Below are 18,201 nucleotides of genomic sequence, written 5' to 3' on the forward strand. Positions count from 1 at the left end.
CGACGACCGGCCCCAAGTGCTAGTCAGGGCCACGCGCGTGCGATCGTCCGGCTCCACCACGAACTCGATCCGCGTCCGCGGACGCGCCGGTGTCGCCCGTGTGCTGCCGTTGGTGCTGGTGGGCCTGGCCGCGATCGGCTGCAACGGCGTGCGTCGTGCGGCGCTCAAGACCGTCGACCCCACGCTCGCGAAGTCGCCGCGATGGGAGCGCCAGCGCGCCGGCCTCGGCGAGTACGAGCTCGGCCCATTCACCATCGAGCGCGCGCGCGTGCGTGAGCAGGCCATCGGCCAGGACCTCGGCACCCCCGAGGCCGCGCCGCGCAAGCCCGGCTGGCGCTACGACCTCACGCTCACCGTCCGCGGCCCCGCGCGCTCGTACACCGCGACCTGCACCGCGCACCGCCTGCCGACCATGGGCGCCGACTACGGCGAGGTCGCCGACGTCGCCAACGACGAGGTCCGCATCGAGTGCGAGCTGCAGGGCGACGCGCGCTGGCACCTGCTCGCGCAGGGCCGCCTCGACAAGAACCTGGGCGGCGAGCTGAAGCCCGAGGGCGCCACCGCGATCGCGCCGCTCACCCTCGAGGTGCTGCTGTGGGTCGCGCGGCTCAAGCTCATCCGACGCCACCTGCCCGACCCGGTGCTGCAGCTGCGCCGCGATCGCACCGCGATCGCGGCGATGATCGCCGCGCGCCCCGAGTGGGCCTGGGTCGCGCCCACGGAGCAGCCCGAGCTGCAGGGCATCGCCATCACCGCGATGGCAGCCGTGCACGCGCTGCCGCTCGGCTTCGACGAGTGATCGCCCCCGCGCGACCTCGCGCCGCCCGAGCAGCTGCGATGCTCGGATTCGTCGAGGGGACGCCAGCGACTAGCTACCGTTCGCCACTCACCACGTCAGCTTCAGCTCGCGCACGTCTTCGCCCTCGGCGAGGGTGATCGCCTGGCACGCGAACGCGAGTGATCCCGTGGCCGCACCGCGGCGTGCTTCCGCGTCGGCACACACCGTGTAGCTACCGGCCGCGAGGTCTTCGAACTCGAACAGCTCTTCGAGGTCCTCGCCGCCGAAGCCCCGCAGGCGTGCCGTATCGTCCTTCTTCGCCAGCTCGCGCAGGGCCGCCGCGTCGGCAGGCGCAGCGCGACCGGGCACCACGCCGACCCAGATCATCCCCAGGCGCTCGGCATCGCCAGGTGGCAGGGGCACGTCGACCACCAAGCGCGTACCCACCGCGAGGTTGGGATTCCACTCGAGATCGACCCCGGCCCGGAGGTCGACCGGCTCGCGCAGGAGCGGACTACCCACGGCGTGCCGCTCACCGGGCCGGAAGCCGAGCGTGAAGGCCCCGCGCGGCACGACGATCGCGAACGAACCATCGTCGTCGGTCGGGTACGACCAGAGCACGCTCCGGCTCGCATCGGTGAGCAGCACTGCGCCGTCCTGTCGGTCGCCACCGCGGCGAGCGACGCCGTGCACGCGCGCCGGCGCGTCGAGCTGGAGCTCGATGGTGGCCTCGTCGGCCCCAGCCGCGATGCGCTCGAACTGCGACCAGCCAGCACCGTGGAGCGCGAGCACGGCGCACGCGTCGTCGGCCGCGACGTCGAGCGCGAAGCGCCCCTGCGCGTCGGTCTCGTCTCCCGCCTGCGCGGACACCGAGGTGTCGAGCGACATCGTGAGGTGCGCACCTGCGATCACGACCGCGCCGGCCACGGGCGCACCCGAGGCATCGACGACACGGCCGACGAGGCGCCGCTGGGCCCTCGCGGGCTCACCCGGGATCTCGATCCCGAGGGCCTCGCTGGCACTCATGAGCTCCGATGGTCCGCCGGCAAGGTTCACCGCGACGCTGCCGGCGTCGAGGATCGAGAGACGGTACGTCGGCAGCTCGGGCCGCGTGGTCCCGGCGGCGGCACCGGCCCGCGCTCGCGTCACCTGCTCGCTCTGGCCGCGCTGCGCCGCGTCACGATCTGCATCGTCGATGCGACGCTCGACCTCGACATTGGTGTGCCGCGACGTGGCCGCGACAGGTTCCTGTTCGGGAGTGCCCGCGCAGCCCCAGTGCACCATCGTCACCGCTGCGACCATGGCACCCGCTCCGATTGCAACTTTCATGATGACTACCTTCCACGAGGCGGACTCGACGCTGACGCGGGCGGCCTCGAGCGCCGCGTCGGCAGATGCGATGGGGATGCTCTGCGTCGCGACCGCGCCCAGCACGGCATCACGCCGCTCGCGACCGGGCCTGCTCGACGCGAGCGAACGCTCGACGAGGTCCTCGACGCCGCGTTCGAGCTGTCGCCGCCCGCGGGAGAGTCGCTGCAACGCGTTGGCCTCCGTGATGCCGAGCGCGCTCGCAACCTCGGCGATCGACTTGTCCTCGCGGTAGTACAGGATCAGCGCGACGCGATACGTCTCGGGGATCGCCGCGACGGCCTGCCACACCAGTGCATCACGCTGGGCGTGCTCGAGTCGCGCGTGCAGATCCACATCGGCCGGCAGTGCGGCGTCGTCCGCCAACGGCTCGTGCTGGCGACTGCGACGGGTGTTGAGCGCGAGGTGCCTGGCGATCGCGCACAGCCACTGGCGCACTCGCGACGGATCGCGCAGGGTATGACGGCCACGCCACGCGACCACGAAGGTGTCCTGCGCAACGTCCTCCGAGAGCGCATGGTCCCCGGTTGCGCCGTACGCGACCGCGCACACGAGTGCGTGGTAGCGGTCCACGAGCGCCGCGAAGCCGCCCTCACCCATCGCCATCGCCGGCGTCGCATCGGTACCAAGCTCCATCGTCTGCCCCCATGACACGGCGAACCGCCGCGACATGACAGGGCACGCGAAAAAAACTTGGGGCCTTGCCTGCGGGCGCCCCCAGGGCGACCCCGCGCGGGCCTTCTTCGCCGCCTACCAGCGGTAGGTCAGCAGCAGGCGCAGGTCCTGCTGGACCTGGATGCCGGTCTGGCCGGCGGGCGGCTCGAGCCGGCGGTCACGCCAGATCGCCGTCAGGTACAGCACGTCGCGCCACAGGTAGACGTGGGCGGCGGCGCGGTACTGCAGCTCCTGGATCTGCCGCCTCAGGTCGTAGCCGAGCACGGCCGGCGGATCCTCGAACTTGGTCGCCAGGTACTGCCCGAAGTCGGCCGCGAACATCAGCCGCTTCGAGATCGCCAGCACGCCCAGCTGCACGTTGTACGCGGTCTGCCAGTTCTTGAAGACCAACTCGCGCTTCGTGTAGTTCTCGGCCGAGAACTGTAGACGCCGCCAACGCACGATGAACTGCACGTTGGTGGCGGGATAGCGCTCCTGCGAGCGCTGGTCGTACTTGCCACCGACCGCGAGCGCCACCGCCAGCGGCGACGGCGTGTAGATGAACGGCGTGTCCCAGCGGTTGTAGTAGCCCACGAAGTTCATCCAGAACTGCGCGCCGGCCGAGAAGGTGTAGTTGTTGTTGTTGTCGGGGAAGAACGTGCCGCCGATGTTGCCGGCGAAGCGACCGCTGCCGCCGCCCAGGAACGTGCGGTAGAGGTACTTGCCGCGCTTGTCGATCGGGCCGCCGAACTCGATGGCGGCGCCGTTGCCCTGCTCGAACGCGTTGTACACGTAGAACGCCGGGTCGGCGAGCATGCGCTTGTGCACCGAGCGCACCAGCTCGAGCGACAACCCGCCGCCGCCACTGTTCACGTTCATGTAGTGGCCCTTCTTGCCCAGCGGCACCTGGAACATCGCGAAGACCACCCGCGGGGTCTTCTCGAGCCGGGTGGAGATCAAGAAGAACGAGTTCTGGATGAACGGCATCTCGCCGAGCGCCCGCAGCTGCAGCACGTCGAACTCGGTGTTCGACTTCTTCTCCTGCACGTCGAAGCTCTGCGCCACGCGGGCGACCACGCTGAGGCGGAAGTTGCTCGACGGCTGGCAGACCGTGACCTCGCTGGAGAGCTTGCAGCCGAGGTCGTCGCAGTCGGTGCGACCGTCGTTGTCGTTGTCGATGCCGTCGGCGCAGACGATGTTGTCGCGCTCGCCGTCGTTGTCGCCGTTCTTGCCCAGCAGATCGGCCTCGGTCTGACCGCGACCGACCTTGACGTCGCCCGGGCCGCCCGCGCCGCCGGCGACCCCGACCCCCGCGGCGGAGTCCCACGAGCCCTTGCAGGTCTCGGTGCCGTTGCAATCGAAGTCGTCGCAGTCGACGTAGCCGTCGTCGTCGTTGTCGACCCAGTCGTGGCACGCGGCCTCGCCGGTCTCGTTGCCGCCGGGCTGGCAGGCGCGGTCGTCCTTGCAGTCGGCGTCGCCGCAGTCGTAGACGGTGTCGCCGTCGTTGTCCTGGCCGTCGCCGCACTGCGTCTCGGTGGCGCTGACCGGCGGGGGCACGTCGCCGCCGCGGCCCCCGACAGGCGCCGTTTCGGCCGCCGCATCGGGCACCGTCACCGGCTCGGCGGCGCGCACCGCCGACCATGGCCACAGCACCGCGAGTAGCACTCCGAACACGCCGATGCGGCGACACCACGCGAGGGGGGACGAGGGAAGCGAAGTCACGTCAGTGGTCTCGTTGGCTTGGGCAGAAGGAGCGGTCATGGCGATTCACACACGCGCGGCATCGGGCACTTGGTGCCGAGCGGGTTGTGGCTGCAGTCCCAGTCGTCACAGTCGATGAAGCCGTCGCCATCGTTGTCGAGGCCGTCGGTGCACTTGATGTCGACCGCCTGTGCCGAGACGCCGATGCTCTCCTGGCACACCTGCAGGACGTCGGCGTCCTTGCTGTGCGCGCACGAATAGTCCGCACAGTCGGCGTAGCCGTTCTCGTCGTTGTCGACGCCGTCGCTGCAGGCCTCGGGCGTGATCTCGAGCACCGCGGCGCAGACGTCGAGCACGGCCTGATCGGTCGACTGCGAGCACGAGAAGTCCTGGCAGTCGATGAAGCCGTTGTGGTCGTCGTCCTCGCCGTTGCTGCAGGCCTCGACCGAGACCTCCATCGGCTGCGCAGCGCAGTACTCGAGGATCTCCTGCTTGCCCGACTTCGTGCACGAGAAGTCCTGACAGTCGATGTAGCCGTTGCTGTCGTCGTCCTCGCCGTTGCTGCACGCCGCCAGCGTGTTCTCGGCCGGCAGGCTCGCGCAGTACATCAGGATCTGCTGGTTCGGCGACATCGAGCACGAGAAGTCCGCGCAGTCGGTGTAGCCGTTGCCGTCGTTGTCGGAGTTGTCGCTGCAGCGCTCCGGGGTGTCCTCGGGACCCGGGTCGGTGACGCACAGCTGCAGGCCCGCACAGTCGGAGTCGTCGCAGTCGGTCTTGCCGTCGCCGTCGTTGTCGCGCTGGTCGGCACAGGTCGCGTCGGTGCCCTCGTCGCAGACCGTCACGAACATGCCGTTGCGGCAGCCGAAGTCCGCGCAGTCGGCGAAGCCGTTCTGATCGTTGTCGAGCCCATCGCTGCAGCTGGCGTCGGTGTTCTCCCGCACGCAGCAGGTCTCGGGGATCGAGCGACACACCGGGTCACCGCAGTCGAACTGGCCGTCGTCGTCGTTGTCGACGAAGTCGTGGCACAGCATCGGGTCGTCTTCGACGCCATCGACCGGGAACTCCGGCACGACCTCGCCACACAGCGTCGACTCGACCAGGCAGTCGGGGTCGCTGCAATCGACCAGGGTGTCACCGTCGTTGTCGATCCCGTCCTGGCACGACAGGTCGTCGTTCTCGTAGCCGACGACCGGCAGCTGCGGGTCCTGCCAGCACGCCCAAGGCAACGACCCCAGCAGCAGCGAAGCCGTCCGCCACCGCGCGATGCGACGACGCGTCAACGCAGACATGCGGCCCGACCCCCGCCGTAGCGGCGCTCGAACGGCACGTGGACCATGCACGAGCCCGGCACCCCCGGGCTGCTCCCGAACGCGCCGGCGTCGGCCTTGCCCTGCAGGTAGGCCTCGAACTCGAGGCGTCGGTCCTTGGCGATCGCGCGGCTGGTGTGCCGCCACTTGGCGAACTCGAGGATCGCCTGGCGCAGCTCCTCGCGCGACAGCTTGCCGACGATCCCGGCCACCTTGGGATCGGTCGCCACGGCCTCGGTGACCTCGTCGACCTTGGCCTCGTCGGCTTCGTAGACCATGTGGCAGATCTTGGCGCACTCGCTGTAGCGGTCGGTGTGCTTCCACTTCACCGAGTGGCCGTCGTCGGTCGACACCAGGCGGTTGTAGGTGCCCTCGCCGGTGGTGTCCTCTTCGACCGAGTGCAGCGAGGTGAGCACGAACGGCGGGATGCCGTGGGCCCAGATGCCGCGACGCGCCCGCTGGGCCTCGCGCTGGGCCTCGATCAGCTCCGGCTTGCCGGGGCTGTCGTCGACGCTCATCACGTGCGCGAGCCCGAGCCGCACCATCGACTCGGCGAGGTCCGGACACCACGTCAACATGCGACCGTAGGTGTCGGTCTTGCCGTCGCTCTCGCAGTGCCAGACGCCGCGGCGACCGTGGTACATCGCCATCTTGGCGAGCACGTACATCTCCTTCTCGGTCCAGCTGCCCCACGCGTGCACCGGGCCGTGGGACTCGAGCGTGTTGAAGCCGGCCAGCCGCGCCTGCGCGCCGCTGTAGGTCCCAGCGAGCACGCGGAAGCTGTCGCCATCGTTGAACGACACCGGCACCGCCTCGCCGTTCAAGATCACGCGCGTGCGTACCTGCGCGGCCTCGGCCGGGGCGGCCCAGAGCCACAGGGGAATCCCCACGAAGACGGCGATCACCAGCGCGAACGAACCCGAGACGAACGACGACCTGGTCTGCGACGGCATGGTGGCTCCTTCGAACAACGTCCCGCCGAGCTGGCGGGCGGGCCTTCTTAGCCCCCAACGACCGGCGGTGACAACCCCTCGCGCCAAAGCCCTCGCGCGTCACCCGAGGGCCGTCGGGGCGCTGCAATCGCCGGGCAGCGGCGAGCGCGTCGCGTTCGGGCGGCGGTCACGGATCGGCGACGACCCCACGTCGCCTCGGGGATCGCGTGGCACCGTCGACGCCCGTACGTCACTTGACGTACGGTCGCCGGGTGCAACGACGCGGTCGAGTCGGTGGTGTGGTGCTGGGGCTCTCGTTGATCGGCGCGTGCTTCGACCCGACGCAGGCGGGCAACGGCGACGGCGGCGCGACCGACGGGACCTCCGGCGACAGCGGCAACACCAGCGGCAACACCAGCGGCAACACCAGCGGCAACACCAGCGGCAACACCACTGCCACCTCGGCCACCGACGGCACTGCCACCGACAGCACCACCGCGTCGACGACCATGAGCTCGACCACCGCCGTCGACACCACGCAGGGCACCGACTCGACCAGCGAGAGCGACACCGATCCCACGCAGGGCAGCTGCGGCGGCGGTGAGGTCTGCGTGCCGACGATCCCCGACGATTGGAACGGCCCGCTCGTCCTCGGCGACGGCAGCTGCCCCGCCGAGTTCCCGACCGTCGGCATCGACGTCCACGAGGGCCTGGTGCCCGGGGTCCCGCAGTGCAGCTGCTCGTGCAACATCGGCAGCGTCAGCTGTCACCTCTTCCTCGAGAACTCGGGGCAGTCGTTCACGCCGGCCGGCAGCTGCGACGACCCGCCGGTCGACGACGAGTGCATGTCGGCGGTCGTCGACGCCACGTGCTCGCAGTCGTTCGTCGACGTGCCGGCGACACCCAGCTGGCAGACCGACGCGGTGTTGTGCGGCGACCCGGCCGCGGGCGCAGCGTGCGATGGCGGCACCTGCCTGCCCGATGTCGCCACGGTGTGCATCTCCCACGACGGCGACCTCGCGTGCCCGGTCGGCTTCGACGACCGCACGCTCCATCACCGCGGGTTCGACGACACCCGCGAGTGCAGCGCATGCACGTGCTCACCGTCCGGCCAGAGCTGCGAGATCGACGTCGAGATCTGCAGCGTCGGCTTCTTCGACGCGACCCTCACCAGCGGCGGCGAGTGCCTCCAGCTCAACTCCTCGGACGGCGACAGCGTCACGTTCTTCTCGGCGGCGATCACCTCGCAGGGCTCGTGCAACGCCAACGTCGGTGGGGGAGAACTCCTGGGTGACGTCGTCGAGAGCGAGCCCGTCACGGTCTGTTGTCGCCCCTGACGAGCCTCACGAGACTGCCAAGGCTGGCGCGCGAGATCGAGAGCGCGCCCGCTGACGTGCGCAGAGTCCCGGCGCCAGATCACTCGTGCCGCGTTCGGTGTGCGTCGAGCTGTGTCACGAGGGCATGCGCCCCGTCGACGCACCGTCACCGTTCGGATCCGACACTGCTACTGTGCGGCCCACCATGCAGAAGCACCTTGGAACTCCTCGGCGGCGCCGCGTTGGCGCTCGCCGCCTGCAACGGCGGTGGCGATTCGCTCGTCACCGACACCGATGCCAGCACTGGCAACGACAGCTCCTCGACCGCCGCCGACCCATCCGCCTCGGACACGCTGACCACCAGCGCGACCGCGACCGCGACCGAGGGTGACACGGACACCGACGCGACCTCGACCACCAACGACACGCTCGCCGACACCACCGACGGTGGCAGCTGCGGCGACGGGGTCGTCGACGGCTCCGAGGCCTGCGACGGCAGCGACCTCGCCGGCTCCGACTGCGCGGCGCAGGGCTACGACGGCGGCACACTCGCGTGCAACGCCGACTGCACCTTCGACCTGTCGGCGTGCACGATGGCGAACTGCGGCGACGGCACCATCAACGGCAAGGAGGTCTGCGACGGTACCGAGCTCGGCGCGGCGACCTGCATGACCGAGGGCTTCGACGGCGGCACACTAGCGTGCGCGGCGGATTGCGCCTCGCTGGACACCACCGGCTGCGCGCAGTGTGGCAACGGCATCATCGACGCCGGCGAGGACTGCGACGTCTCGCTCGGCGGTCAGAGCTGCGTCGGCCAGGGCTACGACAGCGGCGCACTGCACTGCAACGCCGACTGCACCTTCGACTTCAGCGACTGCGGCGACTGTGGCAACGGCGTCATCGATGGCACCGAGTTCTGCGACGGTGACAACGTCGCGGGCGAGCTCTGCACCGACAACGGCTACGACAGCGGCGTCGTGTCGTGCGCGGCCAACTGCACCGGCTTCGACTTCTCGACCTGCGGCAACTGCGGCAACGACATCGTCGATGGCGACGAGTTCTGCGACGGCTTCTCGGTCGGCGGCCAGACCTGCCAGGGCCTCGGCTTCAACAGCGGCACGCTGGCGTGTTTGCCCGCGTGCGGTGGCTTCGACACCGCCTCGTGTGGCACCTGCGGCAACGGGGTCATCGACGGCTCGGAGGCCTGCGACGGTGATCTGCTGGGCGGCGCGACCTGTGCGTCGCTGGGCCTCGAGGGCGGCGAGCTCGCGTGCAGCGGCAGCTGCACCTACGACTTCGGCGGCTGCGACATCCCCGGCCTGCTGTTCGGCAGCGACGCCTTCTACAACGGCTACTCGTTCACCCCGCCGGTGCTGCCGTGCGACGACATCAGCGTGACCGGCACCAACGCCTCACTCACCGACGACTCGGAAGCGGTCGCCAACATCGGCTTCAGCTTCCCGCTGTACGGCACGCTGTTCGACCAGGTCACGATCCAGTCCAACGGCGCGATCCACTTCGGCGGCGACGGCACGTACATGTCGTTCAGCAACGTCTGCATGCCCTCGGCGACCAACCCCTCGGACGACGACCTCTTCGTGTTCTGGGACGACCTCAACCCCAACGCCGCCGGTGCGGTTCGCTACCAGACGCTGGGCTTGCCCGGCAGCCAGCGCTTCATCGTGCAGTGGGACGTGCCGCACTACAGCGGTGACACCACCGACCTGCTGCGCTTCCAGGCCATGATGGACGAGGCGACCGGCAACATCACGGTCTGCTACCCCGACGTCCAGAGCGCGGCGAACGCAGGTGACTTCGGTGCAGAGGCCACCGTGGGCCTGCAGCAGGACAGCGTGTCGGGCGGCGTGCAGTTCAGCTGCAACACGCCGGATCTGAGCGACGGGCTCGAGATCCTCTACATCCCGAACTAGCCGCCCGAGCCGAGCGCTCACGCGACGAAGGGGTGCCCGCCATGATCGGCGGCGCACCCCTTCGCGCGTCTGCAGGCTCGCGATCGTCGGTGGCTCGAGACCGCCGCGGCCGTCAGCCGCCGCGACCGTGGGGCGCGTCGAGGTCGAGCGCGGGGCCGACCGGAACCACGCGGGTGGGATTGATGTGCCCGTGGCTGCGATAGTAGTGCTGCTTGATGTGATCGAGCCGCACCGTCGCCGCCACGCCGGGGGTCTGGTAGACGTCGCGAACGAAGCCCCACAGGTTGGGGTAGTCGACGATCCGCCGCACGTTGCACTTGAAGTGGCCGTGGTACACGGCATCGAAGCGCACCAGGGTCGTGAACAGGCAGATGTCCGCCTCGGTGAGCTGGTCACCGCAGGTGAACCGCTGGTGCTCGAGCTCGCGCTCCCACGCGTCCAGGGCCGCGAACAACGGCACCACCGCAGCCTCGTAGGACTCCTGATTGCGCGCGAAGCCGGCCCGATACACGCCGTTGTTGATCGCGTCGTAGTTGCGATCGATGACGGCATCGATGCGCTCGCGCAGCGCGGGTGGGGAGAGCTCGACGCTGGCGCGACCGATGGGGGCGAACACCGTCGTCAGCATGCGCAGGATGTCGCGCGACTCGTTGCAGACGATGCTGTTGCGCTCGCGATCCCAGAGGATCGGCACCGTGACGCGGCCGGTGTAGTCCGGCTGCGCCGCGACGTAGACCTGCCACAGGAACTCCGCGCCGTGGATCGGATCGACGATGACCCCGTCGGCGGGTGCGAATGTCCAGCCATCCTCGCCCATGAAGGGGTTCACGATGGACAGCGAGATCGCCGACTCGAGCCCGCCGAGCGCACGGGCGATGAGCGTGCGATGGGCCCACGGGCACGCGTACGACGCGTAGAGATGATAGCGGCCGGCGGCCACGTCCTGCGCTCCCAACGTGCACCGGAACTTGCTCGCGGGTCGCGCGTAGGCACCCCCGCGATCGCTCGGAAAGCCATCCGCCCGCACCCAGCGCCCCTCTTCGACGTGTCCCATGGTGCAGGCATGATGGCCCAGCTCGAGCGCTCGCGGGGACGTGTCGTCGGCAATTTTCGACGGCGCCCGCGCGTGCACCTGCGCCCACTCGAGCGCAGGCGCGCGCGTCCGAATCATCGCTGCTCGACGCTGCGGACGCTAGATGGTCGCCACGCCGCATCGAGAGCGCGAGTGGAACGCGACTTGCGATGCCTCTGCGCGTGCGCCTTGGAACTCGGATCACTCGCATCTGCCCCGTCCTGCTCGCCTCCGCCGTGCTCGCCTGTGATCCCGCGTCGACCGACGACGACGGGCCACTCGCCGTCGCGGGCTTCTCCGACGACCACGACGATGCCGTCGAGTCGGCGCTCGTCACCGCGGCGCTACCGGGCGGGCCCTCGCGCGCCGTCGCGCTGCCCGCCGCGGGTTGGTTGGAGCTCGAGGACTCACCGATCGTGCCGTGGTGCGGCGCGACGTTGGTGGCACCCGACGTCGTCGTGACGGCGGCTTGGTGCGTCGACGGCTGGCACCCCAGCCACCTCGGCGTTGGCTTCGATGCGTTGTCCGATCGACGCTTCGCGATCGACGAGGTCGTGATCGAGGCCGACCCCGAGATCGCGGGTGAGGAGGCCCTCGCGGCGCTGCGACTGCGCGAGCCCGTGCGGGGTCTGGTGCCGGCCGATCTCCACGACGAGCACGATGGCTGCGGCCTCACCAGCGTGGCGCCACTGTACGTCGTGCGCGGCGACGCGCGCGGGCGGTGGCTGTGGTCGGGTTGCCTCGAGGGCGACGAGCTCGAGGCCACCAAGGCGCCGCCCAACTGCCACGGTGACGGCGGCGCGGGTGCGTTCGCCGAGGGTGGCGCGCTGGTGGGCGTGGCGATCGGCCCGGGCTCGCAGCGCGACGAGATCGGCTGCGCCAACGGTCACCGCATCGCGGCCGTCGCCGCACGGCCGGAATTCTTCGACGAGGCGCTGGCGCTGTCGCAGCCGCCGACGCCCTAGTCGGCGCCAGCGCCCTGCGTACTGCTACGTAGGCGCCGTGCAACGAGACCGCAGGCGCATCACCTCGGCGGGTGATCCGTGGCCACGCCGCGCGGCCACGCCGGTTACGATGGCGGTCGATGCGACGACTCGTCCTCGGATGCGGTGTGCTGGTGCTCGGCTGCGCGCGTGGGCCCGGGGGCGCCGAGCACGGCGGCGGCAGCTCGACCGGCGCCGACAGCAGCGGCGGCCCGCCCATCGGCGACACCACCACGGATGCGGGCAGTGACGGCGGCAGCACCGGGGCCAGCGGCACCGCAGGCACCGGGGTCGACGGCGACAGCAGCGACTCGGGCAGCGACTCGGGTGGGCCGATCGATGCGGGCCTGCGCTACGACGAGGTCGCGCAGAAGTCGGCACACAACAGCTATCAGCGGCTCGAGGCGCCGATCGATCTGCTCGTGTACCACCGCGTGCGCTCGCTCGAGCTCGACATCCACGTCGGCAAGACGCTGCAGCCGACCCAAGCCGGCAGCTGGTACGTCTATCACCAGGATGTCCTCGACGACGAGACCTGGTGCACCCACCTCGACGACTGCCTCGATGCCATCACCGCGTTCACCCACGCGGTGCCCGAGCACGAGGTCACGACCTTGTGGATCGATCTGAAGGACGACTGGGACGAGACCCACGATCCGGCCGCACTCGATGCCGCACTCGAGGCGGCCTTCGGCAGCGCGCTCGTCGACGGCGCCGAGCTGCGCGAGGGCTGCAACGGCGCGAGCACGGTGCAGGCGGCGGTCGGCCCCGACGGCTGCGGCTGGCCCACGCTCGCCTCGCTGCGCGGCCGCGTGCTGGTGGTGCTGACCGGCGGTGCCGCGGTGCTGCGTGCGTACCACGACGACGATCCCGAGCATCGACGGGCCTTGGTCGCGCCCGAGCTCGACGGCCTCGGCGACGCCGAGCAGTGGCCGCAGACCGTCGTCTTCAACTACCCGGTCGAGCGCCTCGACGCTGCGGCGGGGGCCGCCGACGCCGGCTTCATCACCCGCGTGTGGGGCATCGCCGACGCCGACCAGTGGCAAGCGGCACGCAACGCCGGCGTACACCACCTCGGCACCGACAACGTCAACGCCGAGGTCGACCCGTGGGCGCGCACCCACGACGACGACGGCTGGCCGTTCGCGTGTCGCGCGAGCTGCGAGCCGACCGTGGTGGCCGAGGGCGCGGTGCTCGGCATGACCGTCGACTCCGGCGACGTGTGGGGCAGCGACGACTCGGGGTTCTTCGTGCACGACGACCGCTCGGGGGCACCGGCGGGCGTGTGGACCGCGTTCGCGTCGTCGGCCAACAGCCACGTGGAACCGTTCGCCAAGGCGTGCATCATGGCGAGGGTGAGCCTCGCCTCCGACAGTCCCTACTTCGCCGTGTGTCGACCGGCCGATGACGAGCCGCTGCGTGTGCAGTGGCGCGCCGATTTCGGCGACGACAGCACCGCAGTCGAGGACGACATCGTCGCGCCCGACACGGTCGACCCGCCCGCGGCCGCGTTCCTGCGCCTGACGATCGACGACGAAGGCCTGTGCGCGACCGGTGAGGGCTCGCTCGACGGTGACGCGTGGGTCGAGATCGCCAGTCACTGCTTCGCGGCGCCGCTGGCCCTGCAGGGGCTCGCCGCGTCGTCCCACGACGCCGGCGAGCTGCGCCTGTTGTTCGGCGACGTGCGCCTCGACGGCGGTCGCCCCCGCGGCAGCGCCGACTTCGAGCACGCCGCGCCGCTCGGTGGCGGGCAGGCGATCGTCTTCGACGGCGTGATGCCGTGACAGTGGCGCGCGAGCGCGATGCCACGGCCAGCGTCGCGTCCGCGATGCTCGAGCGACTGGTGCAGCAGTTCGCCTCGCCGTACGACTTCCTGCGCGAGCTGGTGCAGAACGCGATCGACGCCCAGAGCGACAGCTGCGAGGTCGCGCTGTCGATGCACCGCGACGGCGGTGGTGACCGCGTGGTGTTCGAGATCGCGGTGACGGACGCCGGCTCGGGCATGGACGAGGCCATCATCGACGACCAGTTCACGCGCATGTTCGCCTCGCAGAAGACCCGCGACCTGACCATGGCCGGCGGCTTCGGGGTCGGCTTCGTCAGCGTATTCGCGTGGGAGCCGGAGGTCGTGTTGGTGCAGACCGGCCGCCGCGACGAGGGCTGGGAGATCGAGTTCGACGCCGAGGCGGCCTACGTCAAGCGACGGCTCGTCGATCCGATCGAGGGCACGTGCGTCCGCCTGCTGCGCCGCGGACACGCCAGCGAGTACGCCGGCATCGCGCTGGCGGTGCGACGGAGCCTGCATCGCTGGTGCCGCTTCTGCCCCATCGCGATCGACTTCTGCGATCTCGGTGATGGTCACGAAGCCAGCGCGCGACGCGAACGCATCCACGAGCGGCGGCCGGGCGGAGAGCCCCTGGAAGCGGTGCACGCGAGCGCCGACACCACGATCGTCGTGTCGTTCACCAGCGAACCCCGCGCGGTGTTGCTGCGGCACGGCCTCGTGCTCGCACAGGGCGAGCCGCAGCACGTGCTGCCCGCGCTGGCGTCGCAGCATGCAGGCAGCCTCGACCACCTCGACGTGTGGGCCAGCTCCCCTTCGCTGTCGACCGACATCGGTCGCGATCGCGTGTTGCACGACGCCGGCCGCCGCCTCATCGAGCAGCGGATCGGCGACATGATCGGGCAGCTGGGCGAACGTGCGCTCGCGGAGATCCGGCAGCTGGTCGAGTCGGCCGCGCCGTGGGACGAGGAGCGTCAGCGGCAGTACACGTTCCTGCACGCGCACGTCGCCTGCGAGCGCTCGATCCCCGCGCGCGTGCTCGACACGCATCCGCTGTTCCGTACCCGCGATGGTGCGACCAACCTCCTCGCGCTGCGCAAGGCCGCGCGCTGGGGCGTGGTCTCGCGGACGTCGCCCGAGGCCGCCGAGCTCGACCTGCTGACGGGCGTGGTGCCGGAGCTGTGGGCCTCGGACGACGACGAGGAGCCGTGGCTCGCGCCGCTGTTGGCGAGTCGCAAGCTCCACTGCGCATCGCGGGAACAGCTCGTCCGCGAGGTGTCACCGGCCGCAGGCGAGCTCGATCCCGGTGTCGCGCGGGCATGTGCGCTGCTCGTCGACGCCGGTGTCGCGGCCTCGGTGCGACGCGGGCATCTCGGCGGCGACGGGCGACTACCGTTGGGTGTGGGCCTGCCCGGCGCAACCACACACGCGGTCGTGCCGGTGGTGCCACTGTCGATCCGCGAGCCGGTGCCGCTGTGGCTCGACGATCGGCACCCACTGTACGCCATCGGCGCGTGCATGCCGGACCACGACATCACCGTCGGACCCGCCGCGCTCGCGCTCGCGATCACGACGATCCTCCGCGGTGACCTCGAGGCGGTGCGCCGCGCCATCGACGACGAGCTCGCGCGTCAGAAGGTCCCGCGGCGACGATGAGCGGCGACACACTGCACACGCTGCTGGCGTCGCGTCGGCGCCCCTCGATCGGCGAGAGCGAGCGCAGGACGTTCTCGCTGGCGCGGGCCGAGGCCCTCGGTCGCCTGCGCAACCGCCACGGGCTGCAGCGGTGGGGCTGGGTGTCGACGCTCGCGCGCAGCGTGCTGAGCCTGACCCCATACAGCGACCTGCGGTTCCAAGTGGCGCGCCACGGTGTCCTGCGGAGCACCCGACTGTGCTTCGCGTTCGACCCCGCGACGCTGTGGTCGATGTCGCCGCTACCGCTGCTCGACGTTGCGCTCGAGCCGGTCGGGGCCGCGGTGCGCAGTCGGGCCGACGAGCGCCTCACCCGTGCGCAGCGACTGCTCGGCCGCGCGGTCAACGAGGCGCTCGCCCTGGGTCCGAGCGCGCTGCTGGTTCGCACGCCCACCCACCAGCACACGTTCTCGCTGGCGGCGGTGCACCCGACCATGCTCGACTACGAGGAGCACATCGCCGTCGTGACGACCGCGTCACCCCACGCGCTCGAGTTCGAGATCACGCTTCGGTCGATCAACGAGGGTCTCGAGCGACTCGCGGGGGACGACGGCGCGTTCGAATCGCTCAAGGTGCTGAACCGAACCGTGCCGGGTGCCACCGTCGAGGCCTACGGCGGCGTGCTGCGCACGATGCCCGACCTGCCGCACGTGCGCCTGGGCGCGACGCCCACCGCCCGCTACTGGCCCACGCCGCGCGAGCGCGGGCTACGGCTGTTGGTCGACGGCGTGTTGATGGGCGCCGACCTCGACGCCGCCATGCGGGAGCACGGCGTCGATGTGTCGGTGCTGGCCGGCATCATCGACGCTCCCGGGCTCGCGCTCACCTTCGATGAGCGCAGCGTGGTGCCCGATCCGGCGAGCACGCTCTTGGCGGCGTGGCTGCACGACCTGGTCGCGCGCGGCGTGCGATGGCCCATCGCCGACCCCCGCGTCGGCGGCGGTCAGCGTCGCGCGATCGTCGATTGCCAGTGGCCGCACGCGCTCGCGCGAGTCCAGGCCGCCGACGGACGCACGTACGACCTCTCCGAGCTGGGCCGGGCCGCCGCGGCCGGCATCCCTGCGGTGGTGGCGTGGCCCCACGAAGCGGCCGCCGTCCCGCCCAGGTGGCGCGCGCAGACCTTGGTGATGTGGCCGTCCGATCTCGAGCTGCTGCGACGCGACCTCCCGCAGCTCCCGATCGTGCCCGCCAGTGAGGTGCGGCTCGACGAGGCGAGTGCCCGCGGCGACTGGACCGCGCTGGCCGAGGCCAGCCTGCCCCTGCTCACGTTGGGTCGCACCGTCGCCGAGACCGAACCACTGCAGCAGCTCGACGTGTCGGTGTTCATCCACCGCGCGGGCATGACGACCAACGGCACCGCGGTGTTGCTGCGCGCCGGTGTGCGCTGCGCCTTCGACGATGCCCCCGAGCGGACAATCCCGGGCGTCGCGATCCTCGTGCATGCGCGCGACGACACGCCGGCGCAGCTGTTGCCCCCCGATACCCCCTCGCCGCGTACGCGGGCGCTGCTCGAGCACGCGCACCGCTTCGTGCGTGGCCGTCTGCACGAGCTGGTCGCGCACGCGTCCGGCCACGCGACCACGGCGGCGCAAGTCGAACGCTGCACGTTCCTGCGATCGGAGCTCGCCGCCCTCACGGCCGCCGACGTCGGGCTCCACCGCGACGGTGGCCCAGCCGGCGCGCTGCGCTGGATCGAGCACCCGCTGTTGGCGTGTGTGATCGGGCACCGGCATGACGGTGGTGCGCTCACCCTCGAGTCCGCGCTCGAATGGGCACGCTCCGCCGCTGCCTTGGCGCCCGAGCTGGCGCGGGCATGCGTGCCCTCGGCCCTGGGTCAGTCGGTCTGGTCGCAGCTGTTCGGGGCACTGCCCTTCGCGCCGCACGCGGACGCCCCGGCGCCGACCCGCGCGCCGCCGCGCGGGCTCGATGCGGCGCGCCCGGTCGTCGCCACGTCCGCGCCGACGCCCGCGGTGCGCGAGGTCGCCACGTTCCGCGTCGACCTCACCGACGCCGACCTGCTCGGCCACCTCGACGTCGTGCTCGAAGGCGACAGCGCGGGCGTGACCATCAGCATCGATGGCGTGTCGCTGATCACGAGCGTGCTGCCTTCACCGTTCGCCGCGCTACGCGGTGAGCTCGCGCTGCGCGAGCGCGACGATGCGAACCCCGAGGCGCTGCAGCGGTTGTTGCTGCAGTGCGGCTGGCGCAGCTGCAGGCTCGCGGCGCAGGCCATGGTCCGCACCGACCCTCGCAGCCCACGCTACGCCGCACTGCGGCAGTTCGTCGTCGCCGCGCGGGCCCACGTGCCCACCGCGGAGCCGCCGCTCGAGCCCGGCAGCGTGTCCCGGTCGACGCGCCCGGAGCCCACCGTCGATGCGCTCGAGCAGCTGTGCGCCGCGGCGCTCGGACAAGCGCTCCGACTCGAGCGGCGCACGTTCTCGTGGGCGGCGGTCGCCCGCCGCGGCGACCGCCTGCAGATCGGCGCCCGCCATGCCTGGATCGGCGCCGCGCTGCGACGCGGTGCTACGCCCCAGCAACTGCGCCTCGCGGCGATGTTGATCGTCGCGAAGCTGCTGGCCCGATCGTCGGCGAGCGCCGGGCGCATCGCCGATGCGCTGGCGCGGGCCGCACGAGCGCCGAGCGTGGCCTGACAGGCCGTGGTGAAACTCCGCGCCGCAATGACG

Annotated in this window: 12 protein-coding genes; 7 read left to right on the forward strand and 5 right to left on the reverse strand. The window is 71.0% G+C overall.

Annotation, left to right across the window (positions count from 1 at the left end; genetic code table 11):
- Window positions 1-37 precede the first annotated feature (37 nt).
- A complete protein-coding gene (locus tag IPH07_19600; GenBank protein MBK6919609.1) occupies window positions 38-799 on the forward strand; it encodes a hypothetical protein in 762 nt (253 codons plus the stop codon).
- An 87-nt stretch (window positions 800-886) separates the two neighbouring features.
- Here IPH07_19600 and IPH07_19605 read toward each other — a convergent pair whose 3' ends face one another.
- The 4 genes from IPH07_19605 to IPH07_19620 form a co-directional block, all read right to left on the reverse strand.
- A complete protein-coding gene (locus IPH07_19605) occupies window positions 887-2,782 on the reverse strand; it encodes a sigma-70 family RNA polymerase sigma factor (GenBank protein MBK6919610.1) in 1,896 nt (631 codons plus the stop codon).
- Window positions 2,783-2,896: 114 nt separating this feature from the next.
- Complete coding sequence (locus tag IPH07_19610; protein ID MBK6919611.1) at window positions 2,897-4,522, reverse strand: hypothetical protein; 1,626 nt, start codon at window positions 4,520-4,522, stop codon at window positions 2,897-2,899.
- Between the two features lie 35 nt (window positions 4,523-4,557).
- The gene (locus IPH07_19615; GenBank protein ID MBK6919612.1) at window positions 4,558-5,790 is read right to left on the reverse strand and encodes a hypothetical protein; all 1,233 of its coding nucleotides are present in this window, start codon (window positions 5,788-5,790) and stop codon (window positions 4,558-4,560) included.
- Window positions 5,778-6,761 carry a thermonuclease family protein gene (locus IPH07_19620; protein ID MBK6919613.1) on the reverse strand — a complete coding sequence of 328 codons (984 nt, stop codon included), beginning with the start codon at window positions 6,759-6,761 and terminating at the stop codon, window positions 5,778-5,780. Before IPH07_19620 ends, IPH07_19615 begins: the two co-directional genes overlap by 13 nt.
- A gap of 251 nt (window positions 6,762-7,012) precedes the next feature.
- Between IPH07_19620 and IPH07_19625 the strand changes: the two genes are divergently transcribed.
- Both IPH07_19625 and IPH07_19630 read left to right on the forward strand, forming a co-directional pair.
- Window positions 7,013-8,077 (forward strand): hypothetical protein, encoded by a 1,065-nt coding sequence (locus IPH07_19625; GenBank protein ID MBK6919614.1) that lies wholly within the window; start codon window positions 7,013-7,015, stop codon window positions 8,075-8,077.
- Window positions 8,078-8,274: 197 nt separating this feature from the next.
- Complete coding sequence (locus tag IPH07_19630) at window positions 8,275-9,987, forward strand: hypothetical protein (protein ID MBK6919615.1); 1,713 nt, start codon at window positions 8,275-8,277, stop codon at window positions 9,985-9,987.
- Window positions 9,988-10,099: 112 nt separating this feature from the next.
- On the opposite strand, the gene IPH07_19635 is transcribed toward IPH07_19630, so the two are convergent.
- Window positions 10,100-11,041 carry a glutathione S-transferase family protein gene (locus IPH07_19635; protein ID MBK6919616.1) on the reverse strand — a complete coding sequence of 314 codons (942 nt, stop codon included), beginning with the start codon at window positions 11,039-11,041 and terminating at the stop codon, window positions 10,100-10,102.
- Window positions 11,042-11,295: 254 nt separating this feature from the next.
- Between IPH07_19635 and IPH07_19640 the strand changes: the two genes are divergently transcribed.
- From IPH07_19640 to IPH07_19655, 4 genes are all read left to right on the forward strand, one after another.
- Window positions 11,296-12,024, forward strand: a complete 729-nt coding sequence (locus tag IPH07_19640) for a hypothetical protein (GenBank protein MBK6919617.1) — start codon at window positions 11,296-11,298, stop codon at window positions 12,022-12,024.
- Between the two features lie 119 nt (window positions 12,025-12,143).
- The gene (locus IPH07_19645) at window positions 12,144-13,826 is read left to right on the forward strand and encodes a hypothetical protein (protein MBK6919618.1); all 1,683 of its coding nucleotides are present in this window, start codon (window positions 12,144-12,146) and stop codon (window positions 13,824-13,826) included.
- Window positions 13,823-15,481, forward strand: coding sequence for an ATP-binding protein (locus IPH07_19650; protein ID MBK6919619.1), 1,659 nt, complete (start codon window positions 13,823-13,825; stop codon window positions 15,479-15,481). Before IPH07_19645 ends, IPH07_19650 begins: the two co-directional genes overlap by 4 nt.
- The gene (locus IPH07_19655) at window positions 15,478-18,168 is read left to right on the forward strand and encodes a hypothetical protein (protein ID MBK6919620.1); all 2,691 of its coding nucleotides are present in this window, start codon (window positions 15,478-15,480) and stop codon (window positions 18,166-18,168) included. The genes IPH07_19650 and IPH07_19655 overlap by 4 nt, the downstream gene beginning before the upstream one ends.
- Window positions 18,169-18,201 lie beyond the last annotated feature (33 nt).

It is taken from the genome of Deltaproteobacteria bacterium, from assembly GCA_016709225.1.
GTDB lineage: Bacteria > Myxococcota_A > Polyangia > Nannocystales > Nannocystaceae > Xiheibacterium > Xiheibacterium phototrophicum.